We start from the raw sequence: 18,834 nt of genomic DNA on the forward strand, positions 1-18,834 counted from the left end.
CGCTCCCGGCGTGCCCCACGCGACGGGTCAGGGCGTCCCACCGCTTTGCGCCGACCACGCGCTGATGCCGTTCGGTTCCCTTCCGACCGGTATCCGCGCAACCTCGACATCGCTCCGGGTGTCGATCACCGACACATCGTCACTGAGCAGATTACTGAGGTAGACAAACTTGCCGTCGGCAGAAACCACGACCCCATGCGGAGCATGACCGGCCGGGATCGCCTTGATCACCCGCCGACCGGCGAGGTCGAGCTTATAGCACCGATCACCGGCCGGCTGCCCAAAGTAAACACCCTGATCGGCGACGTAAAGGAAACGGGAATCCGGGGTCGGGTAAAGTTGCACCGGACCTTTCGCGTCACCCGGTAGATCGACGTAGGCCAGAGTCCGGCTTGCCACGTCGTACAGTGCCACCTGCTTGGTATCGTAGACACTGGCCACGGCGGTCCGTCCGTCCGCGGTGATCCCGGCCTGCACCGCCGCGCCGCCGAGCGGAACCACCGTCATACCACCCGTCTGGGCATCCAGAATACCCAGACTCCGCCCGTCCAGCATCGCCAGAAAGCCCTGACGACCATCCGGTGACAACCGCATCCCATGCGGCCCCAGGCCCGCGACACCCGTGAAGCCGAGGATGCGGCCATGGCTGGTGTCGATGCGGTAGATGCGATGCAGATTCTGCGCGTTGACGAAAGCAGTCTTTCCGTCCGGCGCAACGACGACATGCGACAGGTGCGCCATGGGCGCGACATCGATGCGTCGCACCACCACATCGGAAACCGGATCGATGACGATGACCTGATCCGGCGACGGCGGCGCACCCGACTCCTGCGCCTCGCCGGCATGCCCGTGATGGCCCTGCGCATTCGCCGTCACCCAAACCGATTTCCCGTCGGGAGCGACCTGCACATTGTGCGGCGCGCGAGAGATCGACTCAGCGCCTACCGTTTCGGTCAGATCGATGCGGTGCACGACTTGCCGACTCAGCGGATCGACAACCGCAACGGCGCCTTCCCCCTCGAGCGCGACATAGACCTTCTCGGCCGTTTCCGCCGCGACACAAGACACGCAAGTCAGCAGCAAGCCGACGCGCCAGGCTGCCTGAAGTAGTGGATTTCTGTTCATGTCATCGTCTCGCTTCAGCGTGGCTTCAGCGTTGCCGCACGACTTGGTAGGGGCGAACCAGGTAGCCGAGCGGTGCGCTCCAGATGTGCACGAGACGGCTGAACGGAAAGATCAGGAACAGGGTGATGCCAAGGGTCAGGTGCAGCTTGAACACCCAGCTCACCTGGGCGACCTGCTCGGCAGCTCCGGCGCGGAACGTCACGATGCGCTGCGCCCACTCGGCGAGCCGCAACATATTGCTGCCATCGAGATGAAACAGCGAGATCGGCAGGGTCAGCAGCCCTAGCACAAGTTGCGCCATCAGCAGATACAGCAGCACGATGTCCATGCGCGTGCTGGTGGCACGGATGCGGGGATCGGTCAACCGCCGCCGCATCAGAATGAACAGGCCGTAGAGGCACAGGCCGCCAAACACTCCTCCCGCGACCACAGCGAGAAGTTGCTTCGCGGAGGTCGTGAGGCCCAGTGCATGATAGACCGCGGGCGGCGTCAACAGGCCGACGAAATGTCCGACGAACAGCAGCAAAATCCCCGCATGAAAATAGAGGCTGCCTTTACGTAGCTCACCGGCACGCAGCAACTGGCTGGAGCCGCTCTTCCAGGTGAACTGATCGCGTTCAAAGCGCACCAGACTGCCGAGGAGAAAAACTGAACCAGCGATATAGGGGTATATGCCAAACAGCAGGGTATCGAGATAGGACATGGCGGCAGCTCCTTCAGGCTTTGGGAACACAGCGATGGGTGGTGACTGCGTCGAGCTGAATCGGGCGCTCGTCGGTCCGCCGGGATCCGCAGCCAGTTCCTGGATTGAGAAACGAGATCGCTTCCTCTGCCCATATTTCGTCCATATGTAGCAGCGCGTCATCCGGTGGTTCGGTGGCAACGGCACGGTAGATCGCGACCACTTCATCCAGCGAGGACCCCGCCAGATCACCCAGTGCGTCGAATATCGCGCGGTACGAACTGCGCCGCTCATGCAGGCGCGCGCCGATCAAACCGAGAATTGGCGACGCATTCCGCAGTTGGTCCCGTGCCTCCTGGGGCGGAATCAGGGATAGGAACTCCAGCAGCAGTGGCAGGTAATCCGGCAACTCGCGTGCTGCGAGTTCGAACCCGTGGGCCTCATAGAGATCCACCAGGTCTACCATGGCCTGCCCGCGGTCGCGTGATTCGCCGTGGACATGTTCGAACAGGTGGAGCGACAGCGCCCTGCCGCGGTCGAACAGTTCGACATAGCGCTGTTGCGACTCGATGAGCGCGGTTTGGCAAAGGTCTCTTGCCAGGACAGACAGCCCTGACTGGCTTTCCTGGCCGAGATCGCGGTCCCGCTCGATCCATTCCTGAACCTCCGGCAGGGCGTCGATCAGTTCCGCCGTCGGGTAACACAAGAGCGCCGACAGCGCTTTGAGTATCCTCATCGCCCTACTCCTTGCGCTGAGCCGCCACCTTGATGGGAAAGGCCCTGCGCGCGGTCGGCGACTTGCGTCCGAACAGATTCGGACGGCCGTCACAGCCCTCGCCGAAGCTGAAGCCACAGCCCCCCCGTTCGCCGAATGCATCGAAGGTCGCGCTCGCGTATTCCCGATGGCTGGTCGGAATCACGAAGCGATCCTCGTAGTTGGCAAGCGCCAGATAACGGTACATCTCGTCGACCTGCGCTTCCGTGAGACCGACACGGTCGAGCAGCGAGGCATCGAGGACACCCTCCACATACCGGCGTCGCTGATACGCCCGCATTCCGAGCAGACGCTCCAGCGCCTGCTCAATGGGGGCTTCGTCGCCGGCCGTCAGCAGATTGGCCAGGTAGCGCAGTGGGATTCTCAGCGAACGGACATTGGGGATCTCCCCGTTCAGCCCGAGTTCGCCGCTGTCCGCAGCTGCCTGGATGGGTGACAGCGGCGGGACGTACCAGACCATCGGCAGGGTGCGAAACTCCGGATGCAGCGGAAAGGCCAGTTTCCAGTCGATTGCGAGCTTGTACACCGGCGACTGGCGCGCGGCCTCCAGCCAGGAATCCGGAATTCCGGCGCGGCGGGCTTCGCGGCACACGGCTTCGTCATTCGGATCGAGGAACAGTTCGAGCTGCGACTGGTACAGGTCCTTCTCGCCGGGCACGGCCGCCGCCTGTTCGATGCGGTCGGCATCGTAAAGCAACACGCCGATGTAGCGAATCCGTCCCACGCAGGTCTCCGAACAGATCGTGGGCTCGCCCGCCTCGATGCGCGGATAGCAGAAGATGCATTTCTCCGACTTGCCGGTCTGCCAGTTGTAGTAGATCTTCTTGTAGGGACAGCCGGATACACACATGCGCCAGCCCCGGCATTTGTCCTGATCGATCAGCACGATGCCGTCCTCCTCGCGCTTGTAAATCGCGCCCGATGGACACGAAGCGACGCAGCTCGGGTTCAGGCAGTGCTCGCACAGCCGCGGCAGGTACATCATGAACGTGTGTTCGAACTTTCCGTAGATCTCCTTCTGGACCGCTTCGAAGTTGACGTCGCGGGCGCGCGATTCGAACTCCGTGCCGAGGATCTCCTCCCAGTTCGGGCCCCAATCGATCTTCTCCATGCGCAGCCCGGTCAGGGTCGAACGAGGTCGAGCCGTCGGCATGGCCTTAGTGTCCGCCGCCTGTTGCAGATGGGCATAGTCGAAATCGAACGGTTCGTAGTAGTCGTCGATTTCCGGCAGGTCCGGATTGGCGAAGATGTTCGCGAGCAGTTTCGAGCGGCCGCCGGCCCTGGGTTCCAGTCGGCCATTGGGCTTCCGTACCCAGCCGCCGTTCCAGCGTTGCTGGTTTTCCCACTCCTTCGGAAAGCCGATGCCCGGTTTCGTTTCGACGTTGTTGAACCAGGCGTACTCGACCCCATCGCGCGAGGTCCAGACGTTCTTGCACGTGACGCTGCAGGTATGGCAGCCGATGCACTTGTCCAGGTTCAGCACCATGCCCAGTTGTGCTCGCACTTTCATGTTCTTAGCTCTCCAGTGGCGCGACGGGCGCTGGCTCATCATCCAGCCAGTCGATCCGGTTCATCTTGCGCACGATCACGAACTCGTCGCGGTTGCTGCCGACCGTACCGTAGTAGTTGAAGCCATAGCTCTGCTGCGCGTAACCGCCGATCATGTGGGTCGGCTTCAGCGTCGCCCGCGTCACCGAGTTGTGGATACCGCCGCGGGTGCCGGTGATCTCGGAACCGGGCGTGTTCATGATCTTTTCCTGCGCGTGGTACATCATCGTCATGCCGTCGGGCACGCGCTGGCTGACCACGGCGCGCGCCGTCAGCGCACCGTTGACGTTGAAGACCTCGATCCAGTCGTTGTCCCGTATGCCGGCGGCGGCCGCGTCGGTTTCGCTGAGCCACACGATCGGTCCCCCGCGCGACAGGGTGAGCATCAGCAGGTTGTCGGTGTAGGTGCTGTGTATGCCCCATTTTTGGTGCGGCGTGATGAAATTCAGCACGATCTCCGGATGGCCATTCGGCTTACGCCCCCGCACCCCCTCGACCGACCGTGTGTCGACCGGGGGCTTGTACACACACAGCGTCTCGCCGAACGCGCGCATCCAGGCATGATCCTGATAGAACTGCTGCCGTCCGGTCAGCGTCCGCCACGGAATCCGTTCGTGCACATTGGTGTAGCCGGCGGTGTAGGACACGTGCTCCGATTCCAGCCCGCTCCAGGTCGGCGACGACACGATCTTGCGCGGTTGCGCCTGGATGTCGCGAAAGCGGATCTTGTCGTCCTCCCGCGCACGGGCAAGGTGGGTGTGATCACGCCCGGTGACCCGACTCAACGCCTCCCAGGCCCTGACCGCAACCTGCCCATTGGTCTCCGGTGCCAGCATCAGGATGACCTCGGCGGCGTCGATGTCGGATTCGATGCGCGGCAGGCCGTGGGCAACTCCCGGCTCGGTAACGGTGCGATTCAGGGCCGCAAGTTGCGCAACCTCGACTTCGGTCTTCCAGGCGATCCCCTTGCCGCCGTTACCGAGCGTGTTCAGCAGCGGCCCCAGCGCGGTGAACTTCCGATAGGTATTCGGATAGTCGCGCTCGACGACGGTCATGCCTGGCAGGGTCTTGCCCGGAATCGGCTCGCACTCGCCGCGCTTCCAGTCCCGGACGTCCAGCGCCTGGGCCAACTCCGCCGGTGTGTCGTGCAGCAGGGGTGTCAGTACCAGGTCGCGCTCGACACCGAGGTGCCCGGGCACCAGTTCCGAGAAGCGGCGCGCGATCTGCTTATAGATTTCCCAGTCGCTGCGGGACTCCCAGGCCGGGTCCACCGCCCTGGAGAGCGGATGAATGAACGGATGCATGTCCGAGGTATTGAGGTCATTCTTCTCGTACCAGGTCGCCGTGGGCAGCACAATGTCCGAGTACATACAGGTTGTGGACATCCGGAAGTCCAGCGTGACCAGTAGATCGAGCTTGCCCTCCGGGGCCGGATCATGCCACGCGACCTCCTCGGGCTTGGTTCCGCCTTCGGCGCCCAGATCCTTGCCCTGCACGCCGTGGGTGGTTCCAAGCAGATGCTTCAGGAAATACTCATGGCCCTTGCCGGACGACCCGAGCAGGTTCGAGCGCCACACGAACAGATTGCGCGGGAAATTCTTCGGGTTATCGGGGTCCTCGCAGGCAAATCCGAGCGCCCCGCGTCGCAGTTGTTCCAACGCGTACGCGGCCGGATCCTGTCCCGCCGCGGCGGCCTCTCGACAAACCGCCAGCGGATTGGCCGCCAACTGGGGCGCCGAAGGCAGCCAACCCATCCGTTCGGCCCGGACGTTGTAGTCGATGAGGCTGCCGGTCCACTCGCCGGGATCAACCAACGGCGACAGGATCTCGCGGACCGACAGCTGCTCATAGCGCCACTGGTCGGTGTGCGCATAAAAGAAGGAGGTGCTGTTCATCTGACGCGGCGGACGGTGCCAGTCCAGAGCAAACGCCAACGGCAGCCAGCCGGTTTGGGGTCGAAGCTTTTCCTGGCCGACATAGTGCGCCCAGCCCCCGCCGGACTGGCCGACACAACCGCAAAGCATCAGCAGGTTGATGATGCCGCGGTAGTTCATGTCCATGTGGTACCAGTGATTCAGACCGGCACCGACGATCACCATCGACTTGCCTTCCGTTTTCGCCGCGTTCTCGGCGAACTGCCGGGCGACGGCAATCACGTCCCGGCGCGGCACACCGGTGATGCGTTCCTGCCAGGCGGGTGTATAGGGGAGATCGTCGTCGTAGCTCGCAGCAACATCGCCGCCACCGAGTCCGCGATCGATGCCGTAGTTCGCTATCAGCAGATCGAGGACCGTCGCCACATTCACCACCGAGCCGTCCGCCAGCGTGACCCGTCGGACCGGGACGTGTCGGCGCTGCAGCGCAGCGTGTTCGGTATGCGCATAGTGGGGATGCGGTGAGCCAGCGAAGTACGGAAACAGCACCGGCAGCACGTCGTCCCGAACGTCGATCAGGCTCAGGCGCAACCGGCATTCCTGCCCGTCGGCGGTCCGCGGTTCCAGATTCCATCGCCCCCGTTCGCCCTCCGCCGGGTTCCAGCGAAAGCCGACCGAGCCCTGCGGAATGACGAGTGCGCTACTGTCCTGGTCGAGGGCGACGGTCTTCCATTCCGGGTTGGCGCCCTGCCCTGCCGCGCCGGACAACTCGGAGGCCCGCAGGAAGCGCTCCGGTGCGTAGCCGTCACCATGCGGCACCAGCCGGACCAGAAAAGGTAAATCGGTGTTCTGCCGCGCGTATTCGGTGAAATACGGTTGCGGATGGTCGAGGTGGAACTCCTTCAGGATCACGTGGCCGAACGCCATTGCCAGCGCCGCATCGGTCCCCTGTTTCGGATGCAGCCAGACATCTGCGAACTTCGACGCCTCGCTGTAATCGGGACAGATCACGACGCTTTTTGCGCCCTTGTAGCGTACCTCGGTGTAGAAATGGGCGTCCGGCGTGCGTGTCTGCGGCACGTTCGAACCCCACAGGATCAGGAAGGTGGCGTTGTACCAGTCGGCCGATTCCGGCACGTCGGTCTGCTCGCCCCAGGTCTGCGGCGATGCCGGCGGCAGATCGCAGTACCAGTCGTAGAAACTCATGCAGGTACCACCGATCAGCGACAGGTAACGCGAGCCGGCCGCATACGACACCATCGACATCGCCGGAATCGGTGAGAATCCGATGATACGATCCGGGCCGAACATCTTGATGGTGTAGACATTGGCCGCGGCGATGATCTCTTCCACCTCATCCCAGTCCGAACGGATGAAACCGCCGAGACCCCGGCGCGATTTGTACGCCGCCGCCTTCTCGGGGTTCTCGACGAGAGACGCCCAGGCTGCGACGGGTTCGAGCGAGCGACGTGCGTCGCGCCAGAGTTCCGCTAGGCGGCCCCTCAGCATCGGATATTTGAGCCGATTGGCGCTGTACAGGTACCAGGAATAACTGGCCCCGCGCGAACAACCGCGCGGCTCGTGATCCGGCATGTCCGGGCGGGTCCGCGGATAGTCGGTCTGCTGGGTTTCCCAGGTCACCAGCCCATTCTTGACGTAGATCTTCCAACTGCAGGAACCCGTGCAGTTGACGCCGTGCGTCGAGCGAACGACCTTGTCGTGCTGCCAGCGAAGCCGGTAGGCATCCTCCCAGGACCGGTCCTCGTTGGTCACGATCCCGTGCCCGCCGGAGAAGGTATCGACCTTCTTCTTGAAAAACGTCAGACGATCGAGAAAAGCACTCATCGGTTCATCCCCTCGAATGGATCGGTACGGCAGCCGTCGACAGGTGGCCTGTTCCCTGCCCGTGTTGGCCGCAAGTCGCATGCATCAGCACGGCATCTCCGCATGCCTCCGGGCGTAGTACCACCACGTCAGCGCGACGCAGCTCACGTAAAAGAGCAAAAAAGCGTAGAGCGCTGCTTCCGGCCCATCAGTGACTGCAATCGAGGTGCCGAAGCTCTTCGGAATGAAGAACGCACCGTACGCCGCGACGGCCGAACTGAACCCCAGAACGGCAGCGGATTCCCTGGCAGCGTCACGTCGCGATCGGCTCTCTGCCGCTGCGTCGCTTCCTGCGGACAGCCCGAGGTGCATCCTCAGGAAGATCACAGGGATCATCCTGAACGTCGAACCATTACCGATACCGGTCGTCGCGAACAGCAGGACGAAGGCCGTCAGGAACCCCGCAAAATCGCCGGACGCGCCGCCCTCGGGCAGGAAGTGCAGCACTGCTAGCACACCCAGGCCCATCAGGACGAAGTTCCAGAGCGTGACCCGCGCCCCGCCAAGCCGGTCGGCGAGCCAACCGCCGACGGGCCGGAGCAACGCACCAACCAGTGGGCCCATGAAGGCGTACCGCGTGGCGTCGATCGCGGGAAACTGGGTCTTGATCAGCAGCGGCAGTCCGGCCGAATAGCCGATAAACGAGCCAAACGTCCCGGTGTAGAGCCAGCACATCAACCAGTTGTGCTTGCGCTTGAAAATCACCATCTGGTCGGCGAACGTGGCCTTCGCCGACTCGATGTCGTTCATGCCGAACCAGGCGGCCAATGCCGTCACCGCGATGAACGGGACCCAGATGAATCCAGCATTCTGCAGCCAGACCTGCTGTTCCGCACCCTCGCGCAGCAGGGTCTGCGAGGGTCCCCCGAGTTCGCCGAACAGGCCGACCGTGATGGCCAACGGCACAACGAACTGCACCGCGCTGACGCCGAGGTTGCCGAGCCCCGCATTCAAGCCGAGAGCCGTTCCCTTCTGCGCCTGGGGATAGAAGAAACTGATGTTCGCCATGCTGGAGGCGAAATTGCCGCCGCCCAGACCACACAGCAGTGACAGCACCAGCATGACGAGATACGGCGTCTCCGGATTCTGGACGGCGAAGCCGATCCACAGAGCGGGCAGCAGCAGCGAAGCCGTCGCGATCGTGGTCCATCGCCGCCCGCCAAAAATCGGCACCATGAAGGAATAGAAGATGCGCAGCGTCGCGCCGGACAGGCCCGGCAAGGCCGCCAGCCAGAACAGCTGGTTCGTGCTGTAAGGAAAGCCGAGATTCGGCAAGTTGATGACGACGACGCTCCATACCATCCAGACCGCAAACGACAGCAGGAGCGCAGGGATTGATATCCACAGGTTGCGCGTAGCGATGCGTTTGCCCGTTGTGGCCCAGAACGCCGGATCCTCCGGCTCCCACACGGTCAGCAGTCGCGGCGCCGGATGCGGCAGTTCGGGAAAATACTGTGCGATGCCGGCCAAGCGATGCAGGAGATTCAATTCACGCTGCTGGATCGCCAGATGCATCCAGACCAGCGCGATCATCACGACGACGAACAACAGCATGAAGCAGCTGCTCCAGATGCCGATCACGTCATTCAACATGCCAAAGGTCAGGGGCAGCAGGAACCCGCCCAGTCCGCCGATCATGCCGACAACGCCGCCGACCGCTCCCACGCTGTCGGGATAGTAAACCGCGATGTGCTTGTAAACGGCCGCCTTGCCCAGTGACATGAACAACCCCAGCACGAACATCAGCATCACGAAGACCGTAGGGCCGATCGCCAGACTGAAGGTGAGCGGGCCGTGGACGCCATGCACCACGTAGTCGGTCGGCGGATACGACAGCAGGAACGTGATCACAGCCGACACACCAAAGGTCCAGTACATGACCCGACGCGCACCGATTCGATCGGACATCCAACCGCCGAAGGCCCGAAACAGGCTGCCCGGGATCGAGTACAGCGCACCGAGCATCCCGGCTGTCTCGATGTCCATCGCGTAGGCGCCGACGAGATAGCGCGGCAACCACAGGGCCAGCGCGACGAAGCCACCGAACACGAAGAAGTAGTACAGCGAAAAACGCCAGACCTGAACGTCCTTCAGCGGTTGGAGCTGGTCCATGAACGGCTGGGCCGGTAGCCGCTGCTTGCGGCGCTCCCGCAACATCGGGTCGTCCTCGGCCGCAAACCAGAACACGATCCCCATCACCGCGATTGCTGCCGCCCAGACCAGCGCTACGGTGCGCCAGCCGAAGGCGACCAGCACGAACGGAGCAAGGAATTTCGTCACCGCCGCGCCGACGTTGCCCACACCAAAAATGCCGAGTGCAAAACCCTGCCGACCTGCCGGAAACCAGCGCGAAACATAGGTGATGCCCACCGCGAAGGAACCGCCGGCGACTCCCACACCGAGCGCGGCGATCAGGTAGCCGGTGTAACTGTGCGCCAGAGTCAGCAAGAAGGTGGCCGCGGCAGCGGAAAGCATCAGCACGGAATAAATCGTCCGGCCACCGTACTGATCCGTCCACACCCCCAGTACCAGCCGGATCAGGGAACCCGTCAGAATCGGCGTGCCGACCAGCAGGCCAAACTCGGTTTCGCTCAATCCGAGCTCCCGCTGGATCTGCAGGCCGATGATCGAGAAGATCGTCCAGACGGCGAAGCAAACCGTGAAGGCAACCGTGCTCAGAACCAGCGCGCGGCGCGCTGGGGCGCCATTCGAAGCTTGGGGCGGAGGCATCGAGGGTGGACCGTATTGCGTCGTGACTCCCGGTACGGATGTGCTCATAAATCCTTGATCCCTGAGTGCGGTCCGGCGGCCTGGCCACCCGAGTTCGCCATGCTGGACCAGGCAGCGACGAGAAGCGTCGGACTGGCGCCCTCGATCAGAGCCCTATGACATGTATTTTCTGTGCATCTTTATAGTGGCAGGATAGATTCCACATGAATACACGTCAAGGCACGCACCCGAATGAACCTGCATTATGGGTGCAGTTTATTACCATACGGCTTCAGCCCGGTAACACCATCCGCGTGGGTGGGGGGTCGCATCCGGCCGAAATCAGCGAGAACGAGATCAGACGGTTGGAGGCTTTCGGTCAGCGATCAGAAGGGGATAACACAGCGCGAAGCCAGGCGAGCGGTCGGGGGCCCGGAGTGGGCTTCGATCGGGACGGAGGATATCTTCCCCAGTCCGGGGTCTGCAGCCGTTGCAGCGTGACAGCGCTGAACGCCCATCCGGCGGCGCCCGCGCAACCGCGGGCAGAACAACGGGCGATGAGCGGAAATCGGCTCGTCCCACTCGCAAAGCAGCAGAACTATTGCGCCGATGGAGATCGCGGACGATCGCTTCCGTAGGACGGACGTGGACCTCGCCCGCGGGAAAAGCCGTCCAGCGCCGGGCGTGTCGAGGCGGGATCGGAATCCTCGGCCGATGATGCGCCTCCCTCAAGTGGCACCGCCTGCAGGATGATCGCGTGCAGCGGTGTCTCGTGGGAAAGCTCCCGACAGTCCTACAGAATCAACGACGGAGGATCCTGAAGCACCGGACACAAGGTCTCGAAGTAGTGCGTTTCGACAAGAGAAAATTGCTCATTTTCCACCGTTTGGGCCAGCGATTTCCGACGCACTCTCGACAAGCTCCAACAACTCGTTCGGGGCTACCGCATTGACGCTCGCCGCGTCCGCGAGTGTGTACTGGTCCAGCACCTGCATGAACGATCGTCGCGCCTCATGCAGGATCGCCTTCAGGAAGCAACCTCGGACGATCCGGCATTGGTTGAGCTTCGGGTCAAAACACTCGACCAGATTCATATTGGGCTCCGTCACACGCACCACCTCGCCCACGCCGATCATGCGCGCCGGCCTCGCCAGTTGCATCCCTCCGCCTTTGCCCCGGGTCGTCTGGATGAAGCCGTGAGTCGCAAGATTGTGCACGACCTTGACGAGGTGATTGCGCGAGACGCCGTGATGACGGGCGATATCGGAAACGGTCGCGACCCCGGGCGCCGGCAGTCTTGCCAGGTAGATCAACACCCGCAGCGAATAATCCGTGAACTGCGTAAGCTGCATCTCATCTACTTCTTAAAAATTCGCAATCACGTACGATTCAATGATCAAGGTCATTGACAGCACGAAATTAGCTTCTTATTCTTTCACTCCAGATACATGTTTGTCTCGACACATTAAGGAACGCGACACCTTGTCCTTGCGCGATAACTTGTATCATAAATCCAGTTTACTATGCCCGGAGATCAAACGCATGACCAGCAAGATGAGCGACTGGTGGACCCAGACTCACGATTCCCTGTATGCCCAACTCGGCGGAGAACCGGCGGTGGACGCCGCGGTGGACATCTTCTACCGCAAGGTGCTGAGCGATGACCGCATCAGCCACTTCTTCGAAGACGTGGACATGGACCAGCAAGCTGCGAAGCAGAAGGCCTTCCTGACCATGGCATTCGGTGGGCCGCACCACTACACCGGCCAGGACATGCGTCGCGCTCATGCGCACCTGATCCCGCGGGGTCTTAACGACGGCCACGTCAATGCGGTCATCGAGAATCTGGCGTCGACGCTGCGCGAACTGGGAGTTCGCGAGGAACTGATCGCTCAGGTCGGCGGAATCGCTGAAAGTACCCGTAGCGACGTGCTGAACCGCTGATTGCCGGCCCATCAAGCCGGTAAATAGAAGGAACGCGAGAGCGATGCCGATCCTGCGTTACGCCCGCGATGCCTGGCCCATCCGTGAAGGGCAGTCAGTGCTGGACTGCCTGTTGGAACAAGGAATCCCTGTGCCGCACTCCTGCCGCAGCGGCCTGTGTCAGAGCTGCCTGATGCGGGCCGTGGATGGCACGCCGCCCGCAGCTGCCCAGAAGGGGCTGCGGGACACTTTGAAGGCCCGCAACCACTTCCTGGCGTGTCTGTGTCAACCCACCGAAAACCTGGCGGTCGCAACCCTGGAGGATACGGCCCAGGACACGAGCATTCCGGCGACGGTTCGCGGCCTTGAACTCCTTAACACGGACGTCATGAAGGTTGTGCTGGAATGCCATGACCCGCTCGATTACCGTGCCGGCCAGTTCATCAATCTGGTCCGCAATGCGCAACTCAGCCGAAGCTATTCGCTCGCCAGCGTACCGGACGAGGACGAACATCTTCATCTGCATGTACGGCGCGTTCCACGAGGACGTGCCAGCGGATGGGTTCACGAGGAACTCCGTCCCGGGCACCGGGTCGACATTCGGGGCCCGGCCGGCGACTGTTTCTACACGGATGGCGACAAGGATCAGGGCCTGTTGCTGGTCGGCACCGGGTCTGGCCTGGCCCCGCTTTTCGGAATTGCGCGCGATGCACTGCGTCGCGGGCATACCGGACGGATTCGTCTGTTTCACGGCAGCCGCGACCGCCGCGGCCTTTATTTGGCCCACGAATTGCGCGATCTCGCGCGGCGATATTCGAACTTCGACTATACGCCCTGCCTTTCGGGACCCGAGGTACCCTCGGGCCACGCGCGAGGTCGCGCCGACACCATCGCATTGGAGGAACTGGGTTCGCTGAAAAACTGGCGCGTCTACCTGTGCGGCCATCCCGAGATGGTCAAATCGGCCAAGAAACGCGCATTTCTCGCGGGCGCAGCGATGAAGGACATTCATACCGACGCCTTTGTCGTCAGCGCACCCAACCCCAGCAACATCGACTGAAGGAGCACACCGGATGGTCATCACGCCGCAAACACCCTTGAAGGATCTGGCCTCGTCAAATGCCGGCGCCCGAGTGCTCGAGGACTACCGCTTCGACTATTGCTGCGGCGGCCAACAAAGCCTCGCCGAAGCCTGCAGTTACGCTGGCCACGATCTGCAGCAGGTCATGACCGCGCTGGATACGGCTTTGTCCTCGGGCGACGCGGAACTCGCTGCAACCAACCGCACGCTCGGTGAACTCATCGCGTTCATCGTCGACACCCACCACGCGTTTACCCGGGCCGAATTGCCGCGCATTCGGAATCTCCTCGACAAGGTCACCGCACACCATGGCGAGCGGCATCCCGAGCTGAGCTCGATCCGTGATGCGTTCCTGGCGCTGCAGGCCGAGTTGACTCCTCACCTGACCAAGGAAGAGCGGATTCTGTTTCCCTACATCCGGGACTGTGAGCAACACCGGCAGGGTCACTCACCCGCGCCTCCCGCGGCCTGCTTCGGATCGATCGAACAGCCCCTGCGGCAGATGCTGAGCGAGCATGAAACGGCAGGCGGCCTGCTGAAACAGTTACGGCGCCTCACGAACGATTTTGCGACACCGGCGGACGCTTGCGCGACCTACCGCAGCACTTACTGCGCGCTGGAAGCACTGGAGCGCGACCTGATGCGGCACATCCATCTGGAAAACAACGTACTCTTCCCAGCAGCCCGCGCACTGGCCGAAGGAGCTGGATGACCCGCACAGCGACATCGGCCGATCCGAAACTGCATGCTCGAAGCCGGCTGGCACGCTGGTACGCCGATCTGCCGTCGGTCCGTCTCGGCGAGATGCTACGCGTTTCGGTCGCGACGGCATCGGCCATCTTCCTGACCGGCTTCGTCGCGGCCCAGTTCATCGGCGGCACCGGGCTGACCACGCTGCTGGCATCGATGGGCGCGTCGGCCGTCATTCTGTTTGCCGTTCCGAACAGCCCGATGGCCGGCACCTGGCCGTTGCTGGGCGGGCATCTCCTTTCGGGCGCCGTCGGCATCGGGTGCGCCCGCTGGAGTGCCGAGGCCCCCTGGCTGGCCGCTGCCGCCGCGGTCGGCTTGTCCGTCCTGGTGATGCACGCCGCGCGCTGCCTGCACCCTCCTGGCGGTGCCTCGGCGCTGATCCCGATCCTCGGTGGCGAACCCGTTCGTGCGCTGGGGCTCGATTTCCTTGCCCTGCCACTTGGATTGAACTTGGCCATCATGTGGCTGACCGGATTGCTCTACCGGCGGCTGCTGCAGACCGTAACTTCCGCGCCGGCGCTCCCGGCCACCGGCGAAGTGCCACCGCTGGAACGGCTCGGCATCCGCCCGGAAGATTTGCACGCCGCGTTACACGACCTGAACGCCTTCGTCGATGTCAGCGAAAACGAACTGAACGAGATCTACAACCTGGCCGCCGCGCGGGCGATCCGGCGAGAGTTCGGCGCGCTGACCATCGCGCAAGTCATGACCCGCGAACTCGTCACGGTCGAATACGGCGACGATCTGGAAGCCGTGTGGCAGCTCATGCAGACGCGAAACGTGAAAGTTCTTCCTGTCATCGACCGCGGACGCCACGTGGTCGGGATCATTACCCAGACCGATTTCTTCCGCCATGCCCGCGCCGAAAATTTTGGGGGCCTGGGCCAAGGCTTGCGCCGGTTACTGCGGCCGACACGGGAAACGACTTCACAGAAACCGGAGGTCGCCGGGCAAATCATGACCACACCCGTCATCACCGCGCGGGAAGACCGCCACATCACCGAACTGGTACCCATCCTGACCGCTCGCGGGTTACACCGGGTGCCGATCGTCGATGAACGGAACAAACTGGTCGGGTTGATCACCCAAACCGACCTCATCGCCGCCTTGTACCGACATATCACCGCCATCACGCTTGCCGCCGGCAAGGACTCGGAATCATGATCGAACCCGTCGCGCTTCAGGATTTCTTCGTGACGTTCTTTTCGGCCGCGGCGGTGATTCTGTTCGGCGCCGGCTATGCCGGGCTGTTCGCCTGGGCGCGGCTCGGCAAACGTCGGTATCTGATGCCCTGGGCCTATGGTTGCTATGCGACGTTGGCTATCGCCGTCTATGCGCTGGCCGGGGCCGCCCATCTGCACGGTAACTGGACGGTGGTGACGGTCCTGATGCTGCTGGGCTATCTGCTGGCGCCGCACGCGATCTGGCATCTCTGCGCAGCCACGCACCTAACTGAGCATGCCGAAACCCGGGAAATCTCCGCAGACCACGACGGAGACCACTCTCTTTCTTCAACTGCAACAAGGAAAACGCTATGAGCGCAAACCCGCCCCGATGGTCATCGGAGGATTTCTGGAAAAAGGTCGCGATCTGGGTCACCGCCGGATCGTTCGTGATCCTGATCGTGCTGACCTTCGACACACTGTCGAAGACCTCCGTCGGGGGCCAGCGGGTGCGCAGCTACAGCGTGATCAACCAGGAGATCGACTACCGCTTCGACGACAAACAGAATCGCTACGCCCCGGTGATTGGCAAGGATGAACCGCTGTTCGGCCAGTCGCTGAGCGAGCCGGACGCGGAAAAGCTGGTGGACCTGGGCAAGAAGACCGTGCAGGCGAAGAACTGCATGAATTGCCATACCATCCTCGGCAATGGGGCCTACTACGCCCCCGACCTGACGAAAGCCTGGCTGGATCCCGGCTGGATCAGCGCCGCCAGCCGTGAAACCTTGATGCTCGCGTTTCTGAAAGATCCGGAGCGAAACGCACGGACCTTCGGTTCCGGCCGCGTGATGCCCAACCTCGGCCTGACCGACGAAGAAGCGAAGGGCGTGGTCGCTTTCCTGAAATGGATGTCCGCCATCGACACCAACGGCTTTCCGCATAACTTCAAGACCCTGAACGCACAGGTGCAGCCATGATCTACTCCGTCGCCGCTCTACCGCACCGGATCGCAGGTGCTTTCGATGCCTTGGACAGCCCGCATCTGAACGGCGGTCAGCAACTTGCGGTCAAGTATTTCGCCGTTGCAGTCGTACTCTTCCTCGCACAGGTGCTGTTCGGCATGCTATCCGGCATCCAGTTCGTCGCGCCCGGTTTCCTGCATGGCATCCTCGACTTCAACGTCAATCGGATGGTGCACATCAACGCGATGGTCGTCTGGCTGCTGTGCGGCTTCATCGGTTCGATCTACTGGTTTCTCGAAGACGAGAGCGGCACCGAGATCGCCGGCCTCAAGTGGGGCAATGTAGCGTTCTACGTGCTGACTGCCGCAGTCACCGTGGTCGTGCTGGTCTACCTGCTGATCCAGACCGGTCCCGGCAAGGATGCGAGCATCTGGTTCATCAACGAAGGCCGCGAATACATCGAAGCCCCGCGCTGGGCCGACATCGGTATCGTCGCGGTCATGCTGGTGTTCTTCTACAACGTCGCCGGCACCTTCATGAAGGGCCGCTGGTCCGGTATCGCGGGCGTGCTGACCCTGGACCTGGTCGCGCTGGCCGGCCTCTACGTCGCCGGCATGTTCTACCTGACCAATATCACCGCTGATCAATACTGGTGGTGGTGGGTGATTCATCTGTGGGTGGAAGCGACCTGGGAAGTGCTGGTCGGCTGCATCATGGCGTGGTCCCTGATGCATCTGTTGGGCGCGCGCCGCAAGATCGTCCAGACCTGGCTGTACATCGAAGTCGCGCTGATGTTCGGCTCCGGCATTCTGGGCCTCGGGCATCATTACTTCTGGATCGGTACGCCCGACTACTGGTTCTCGATCGGCGGCTTTTTCTCGGCACTGGAGCCGATTCCGCTGGTCGCGATGGTCGTGCATTCCGTCTACGACGCCGGTGTGCACAACTTCAAGAGCCGCAACCATCCGGCCCTGGCCTGGATCATCGCGCACACCTTCGGCAACTTCTTGGGCGCCGGAGTGTGGGGGTTCATGCATACGCTGCCGCAAATCAACCTGTACACCCACGGCACGCAATGGTCGGCTTCACACGGCCATCTGGCGTTCTTCGGTGCCTACGCGACGATCAACATCGCCTTTTTCTATCTGGCCGTGCAGAAATGGCGCGGCGACGTCTGGATGGGCGGCGACCTGCCGGGCAACGGCTGGCGATGGAAATGGGCGCTGGCACTGCTTAACCTGGGCGTAATGGGCATGACTGTGGCACTCCTGATAGCCGGCTATGAGCAGTCCTTCGTCGAACGGGCCGTGGGTGGTTCAACCTGGGAAGGCTACTTCGCGGCGCAGAACCAGGTCTGGTTCAAGCAGGCCATGCATTGGCGGCTGCTGTTCGGTCTAGTCACGAGCGCCGGCGTGGCTCTGCTGGTCTGGGACCTGTTGACGATCGGCAAGGGCGAGAGTCGCAAAGCACCCACGCTGAGTGAAGCGGCCTAGGGTCCCAACTTCAATTCACCTGTGGCTGCCACCCCAAGGGCGTGGCAGCCGCTTCGAGCGGCGGCGCGACAACGCTTATCGCCTTGCCCCAACTGTGTCGCTGACATCAGACTGCGGCAGCCTCAGGTTCGATTCAACCGTCGATTGCGCGTTTGGAGCGCAGACGACGCCTGTGCACTCGACCATCCCGATCAAGTCGTTGCCCACAAGTGGGTTCAGCGCTCAGCGCTGCAAGTGGCGGCGCGACGATGGCTCCGACAGCTGATCCACGACGCCCAGTCTGACCGCCATGCGCGAACACAACTCCCAGCGAATCCGGTCCGAATCGAGCAATTACCGGTTTCGAAGGTCGGAGACATAACGAGCCTGCGAGCGAAGGCGAATGTGATCATGAATTATCGCCTCGCGCTTCGAGGCACTGTCGATCGGTTCATTCCGGACAGTATCCGCCAGACTCCCAATACGGATGCGATGCGACTTCTTGACCGTCAATCGCCGACCCCGGCGCGACGGGTCTACGAGCGAAAGTCCGACAAGGTAAAACCGATTCGGTGAATTCCATTACGCAAACCGCCTAAGAAAAACAGGTCTACCCGATTGATCTAATGGCAATTAAACAAGCAGACGCCTCACCAAAAGAACCAGCATTCACCAGCGGCTCTTGGGGTGCAAACAAATTCTTCACCAAAACGCTTGTAGGAAATTGTACGCATAGAACTTTCCCATGGTTCAGCGTAAAAGCGAATTCATGATAAACCCAAACCTACGGTGACGCGGGTACGGAAAGGCACTAGCAGGATGGTGAAAAACCGCTCTGAAATTCCCCTTACCTTTCCCGCCGAACCAAATCGGCTGGGTGCGGGGT

The 18,834-nt window shown here is 62.2% G+C and carries 14 protein-coding genes; 7 read left to right on the forward strand and 7 right to left on the reverse strand.

Features of this window, described 5'->3' with window-relative positions; all coding sequences use genetic code 11:
- Positions 1-27: 27 nt before the first annotated feature.
- The 7 genes from ACW73L_RS20760 to ACW73L_RS20790 form a co-directional block, all read right to left on the reverse strand.
- Positions 28-1,125 (reverse strand): Vgb family protein, encoded by a 1,098-nt coding sequence (locus tag ACW73L_RS20760; RefSeq protein WP_498924476.1) that lies wholly within the window; start codon positions 1,123-1,125, stop codon positions 28-30.
- A gap of 25 nt (positions 1,126-1,150) precedes the next feature.
- Entirely contained in the window at positions 1,151-1,828 is a 678-nt protein-coding gene (narI, locus tag ACW73L_RS20765; protein ID WP_498924477.1) for a respiratory nitrate reductase subunit gamma, read from the reverse strand.
- A gap of 13 nt (positions 1,829-1,841) precedes the next feature.
- Positions 1,842-2,543, reverse strand: a complete 702-nt coding sequence (narJ, locus tag ACW73L_RS20770; RefSeq protein WP_498924478.1) for a nitrate reductase molybdenum cofactor assembly chaperone — start codon at positions 2,541-2,543, stop codon at positions 1,842-1,844.
- A 4-nt stretch (positions 2,544-2,547) separates the two neighbouring features.
- A complete protein-coding gene (gene narH, locus ACW73L_RS20775; RefSeq protein ID WP_498924479.1) occupies positions 2,548-4,092 on the reverse strand; it encodes a nitrate reductase subunit beta in 1,545 nt (514 codons plus the stop codon).
- Between the two features lie 4 nt (positions 4,093-4,096).
- Positions 4,097-7,849 carry a nitrate reductase subunit alpha gene (locus tag ACW73L_RS20780; protein WP_498924480.1) on the reverse strand — a complete coding sequence of 1,251 codons (3,753 nt, stop codon included), beginning with the start codon at positions 7,847-7,849 and terminating at the stop codon, positions 4,097-4,099.
- An 84-nt stretch (positions 7,850-7,933) separates the two neighbouring features.
- Positions 7,934-10,666, reverse strand: coding sequence for a nitrate/nitrite transporter (locus ACW73L_RS20785; RefSeq protein WP_498924481.1), 2,733 nt, complete (start codon positions 10,664-10,666; stop codon positions 7,934-7,936).
- A gap of 803 nt (positions 10,667-11,469) precedes the next feature.
- Positions 11,470-11,949: an Rrf2 family transcriptional regulator gene (locus tag ACW73L_RS20790; RefSeq protein ID WP_498924482.1), complete on the reverse strand. Its 480-nt coding sequence runs from the start codon at positions 11,947-11,949 to the stop codon at positions 11,470-11,472.
- A gap of 190 nt (positions 11,950-12,139) precedes the next feature.
- On the opposite strand from ACW73L_RS20790, the gene ACW73L_RS20795 reads away from it, so the two are divergent.
- From ACW73L_RS20795 to ACW73L_RS20825, 7 genes are read left to right on the forward strand one after another with little or no spacing between them, the layout of a single operon-like run.
- Positions 12,140-12,541, forward strand: coding sequence for a group I truncated hemoglobin (locus ACW73L_RS20795; RefSeq protein ID WP_498924483.1), 402 nt, complete (start codon positions 12,140-12,142; stop codon positions 12,539-12,541).
- A 43-nt stretch (positions 12,542-12,584) separates the two neighbouring features.
- Positions 12,585-13,580: a 2Fe-2S iron-sulfur cluster-binding protein gene (locus tag ACW73L_RS20800; RefSeq protein WP_498924484.1), complete on the forward strand. Its 996-nt coding sequence runs from the start codon at positions 12,585-12,587 to the stop codon at positions 13,578-13,580.
- 13 nt (positions 13,581-13,593) lie between these two features.
- A complete protein-coding gene (ric, locus tag ACW73L_RS20805; protein ID WP_498924485.1) occupies positions 13,594-14,313 on the forward strand; it encodes an iron-sulfur cluster repair di-iron protein in 720 nt (239 codons plus the stop codon).
- Positions 14,310-15,515, forward strand: coding sequence for an HPP family protein (locus tag ACW73L_RS20810; protein ID WP_498924486.1), 1,206 nt, complete (start codon positions 14,310-14,312; stop codon positions 15,513-15,515). Before ric ends, ACW73L_RS20810 begins: the two co-directional genes overlap by 4 nt.
- Complete coding sequence (locus ACW73L_RS20815) at positions 15,512-15,889, forward strand: hypothetical protein (RefSeq protein ID WP_498924487.1); 378 nt, start codon at positions 15,512-15,514, stop codon at positions 15,887-15,889. Before ACW73L_RS20810 ends, ACW73L_RS20815 begins: the two co-directional genes overlap by 4 nt.
- Positions 15,886-16,491 (forward strand): c-type cytochrome, encoded by a 606-nt coding sequence (locus ACW73L_RS20820; protein WP_498924488.1) that lies wholly within the window; start codon positions 15,886-15,888, stop codon positions 16,489-16,491. Before ACW73L_RS20815 ends, ACW73L_RS20820 begins: the two co-directional genes overlap by 4 nt.
- Positions 16,488-17,969, forward strand: a complete 1,482-nt coding sequence (locus ACW73L_RS20825) for a cbb3-type cytochrome c oxidase subunit I (RefSeq protein WP_498924489.1) — start codon at positions 16,488-16,490, stop codon at positions 17,967-17,969. The genes ACW73L_RS20820 and ACW73L_RS20825 overlap by 4 nt, the downstream gene beginning before the upstream one ends.
- Positions 17,970-18,834 lie beyond the last annotated feature (865 nt).

The sequence above is a fragment of the Methylolobus aquaticus genome, from assembly GCF_054172105.1.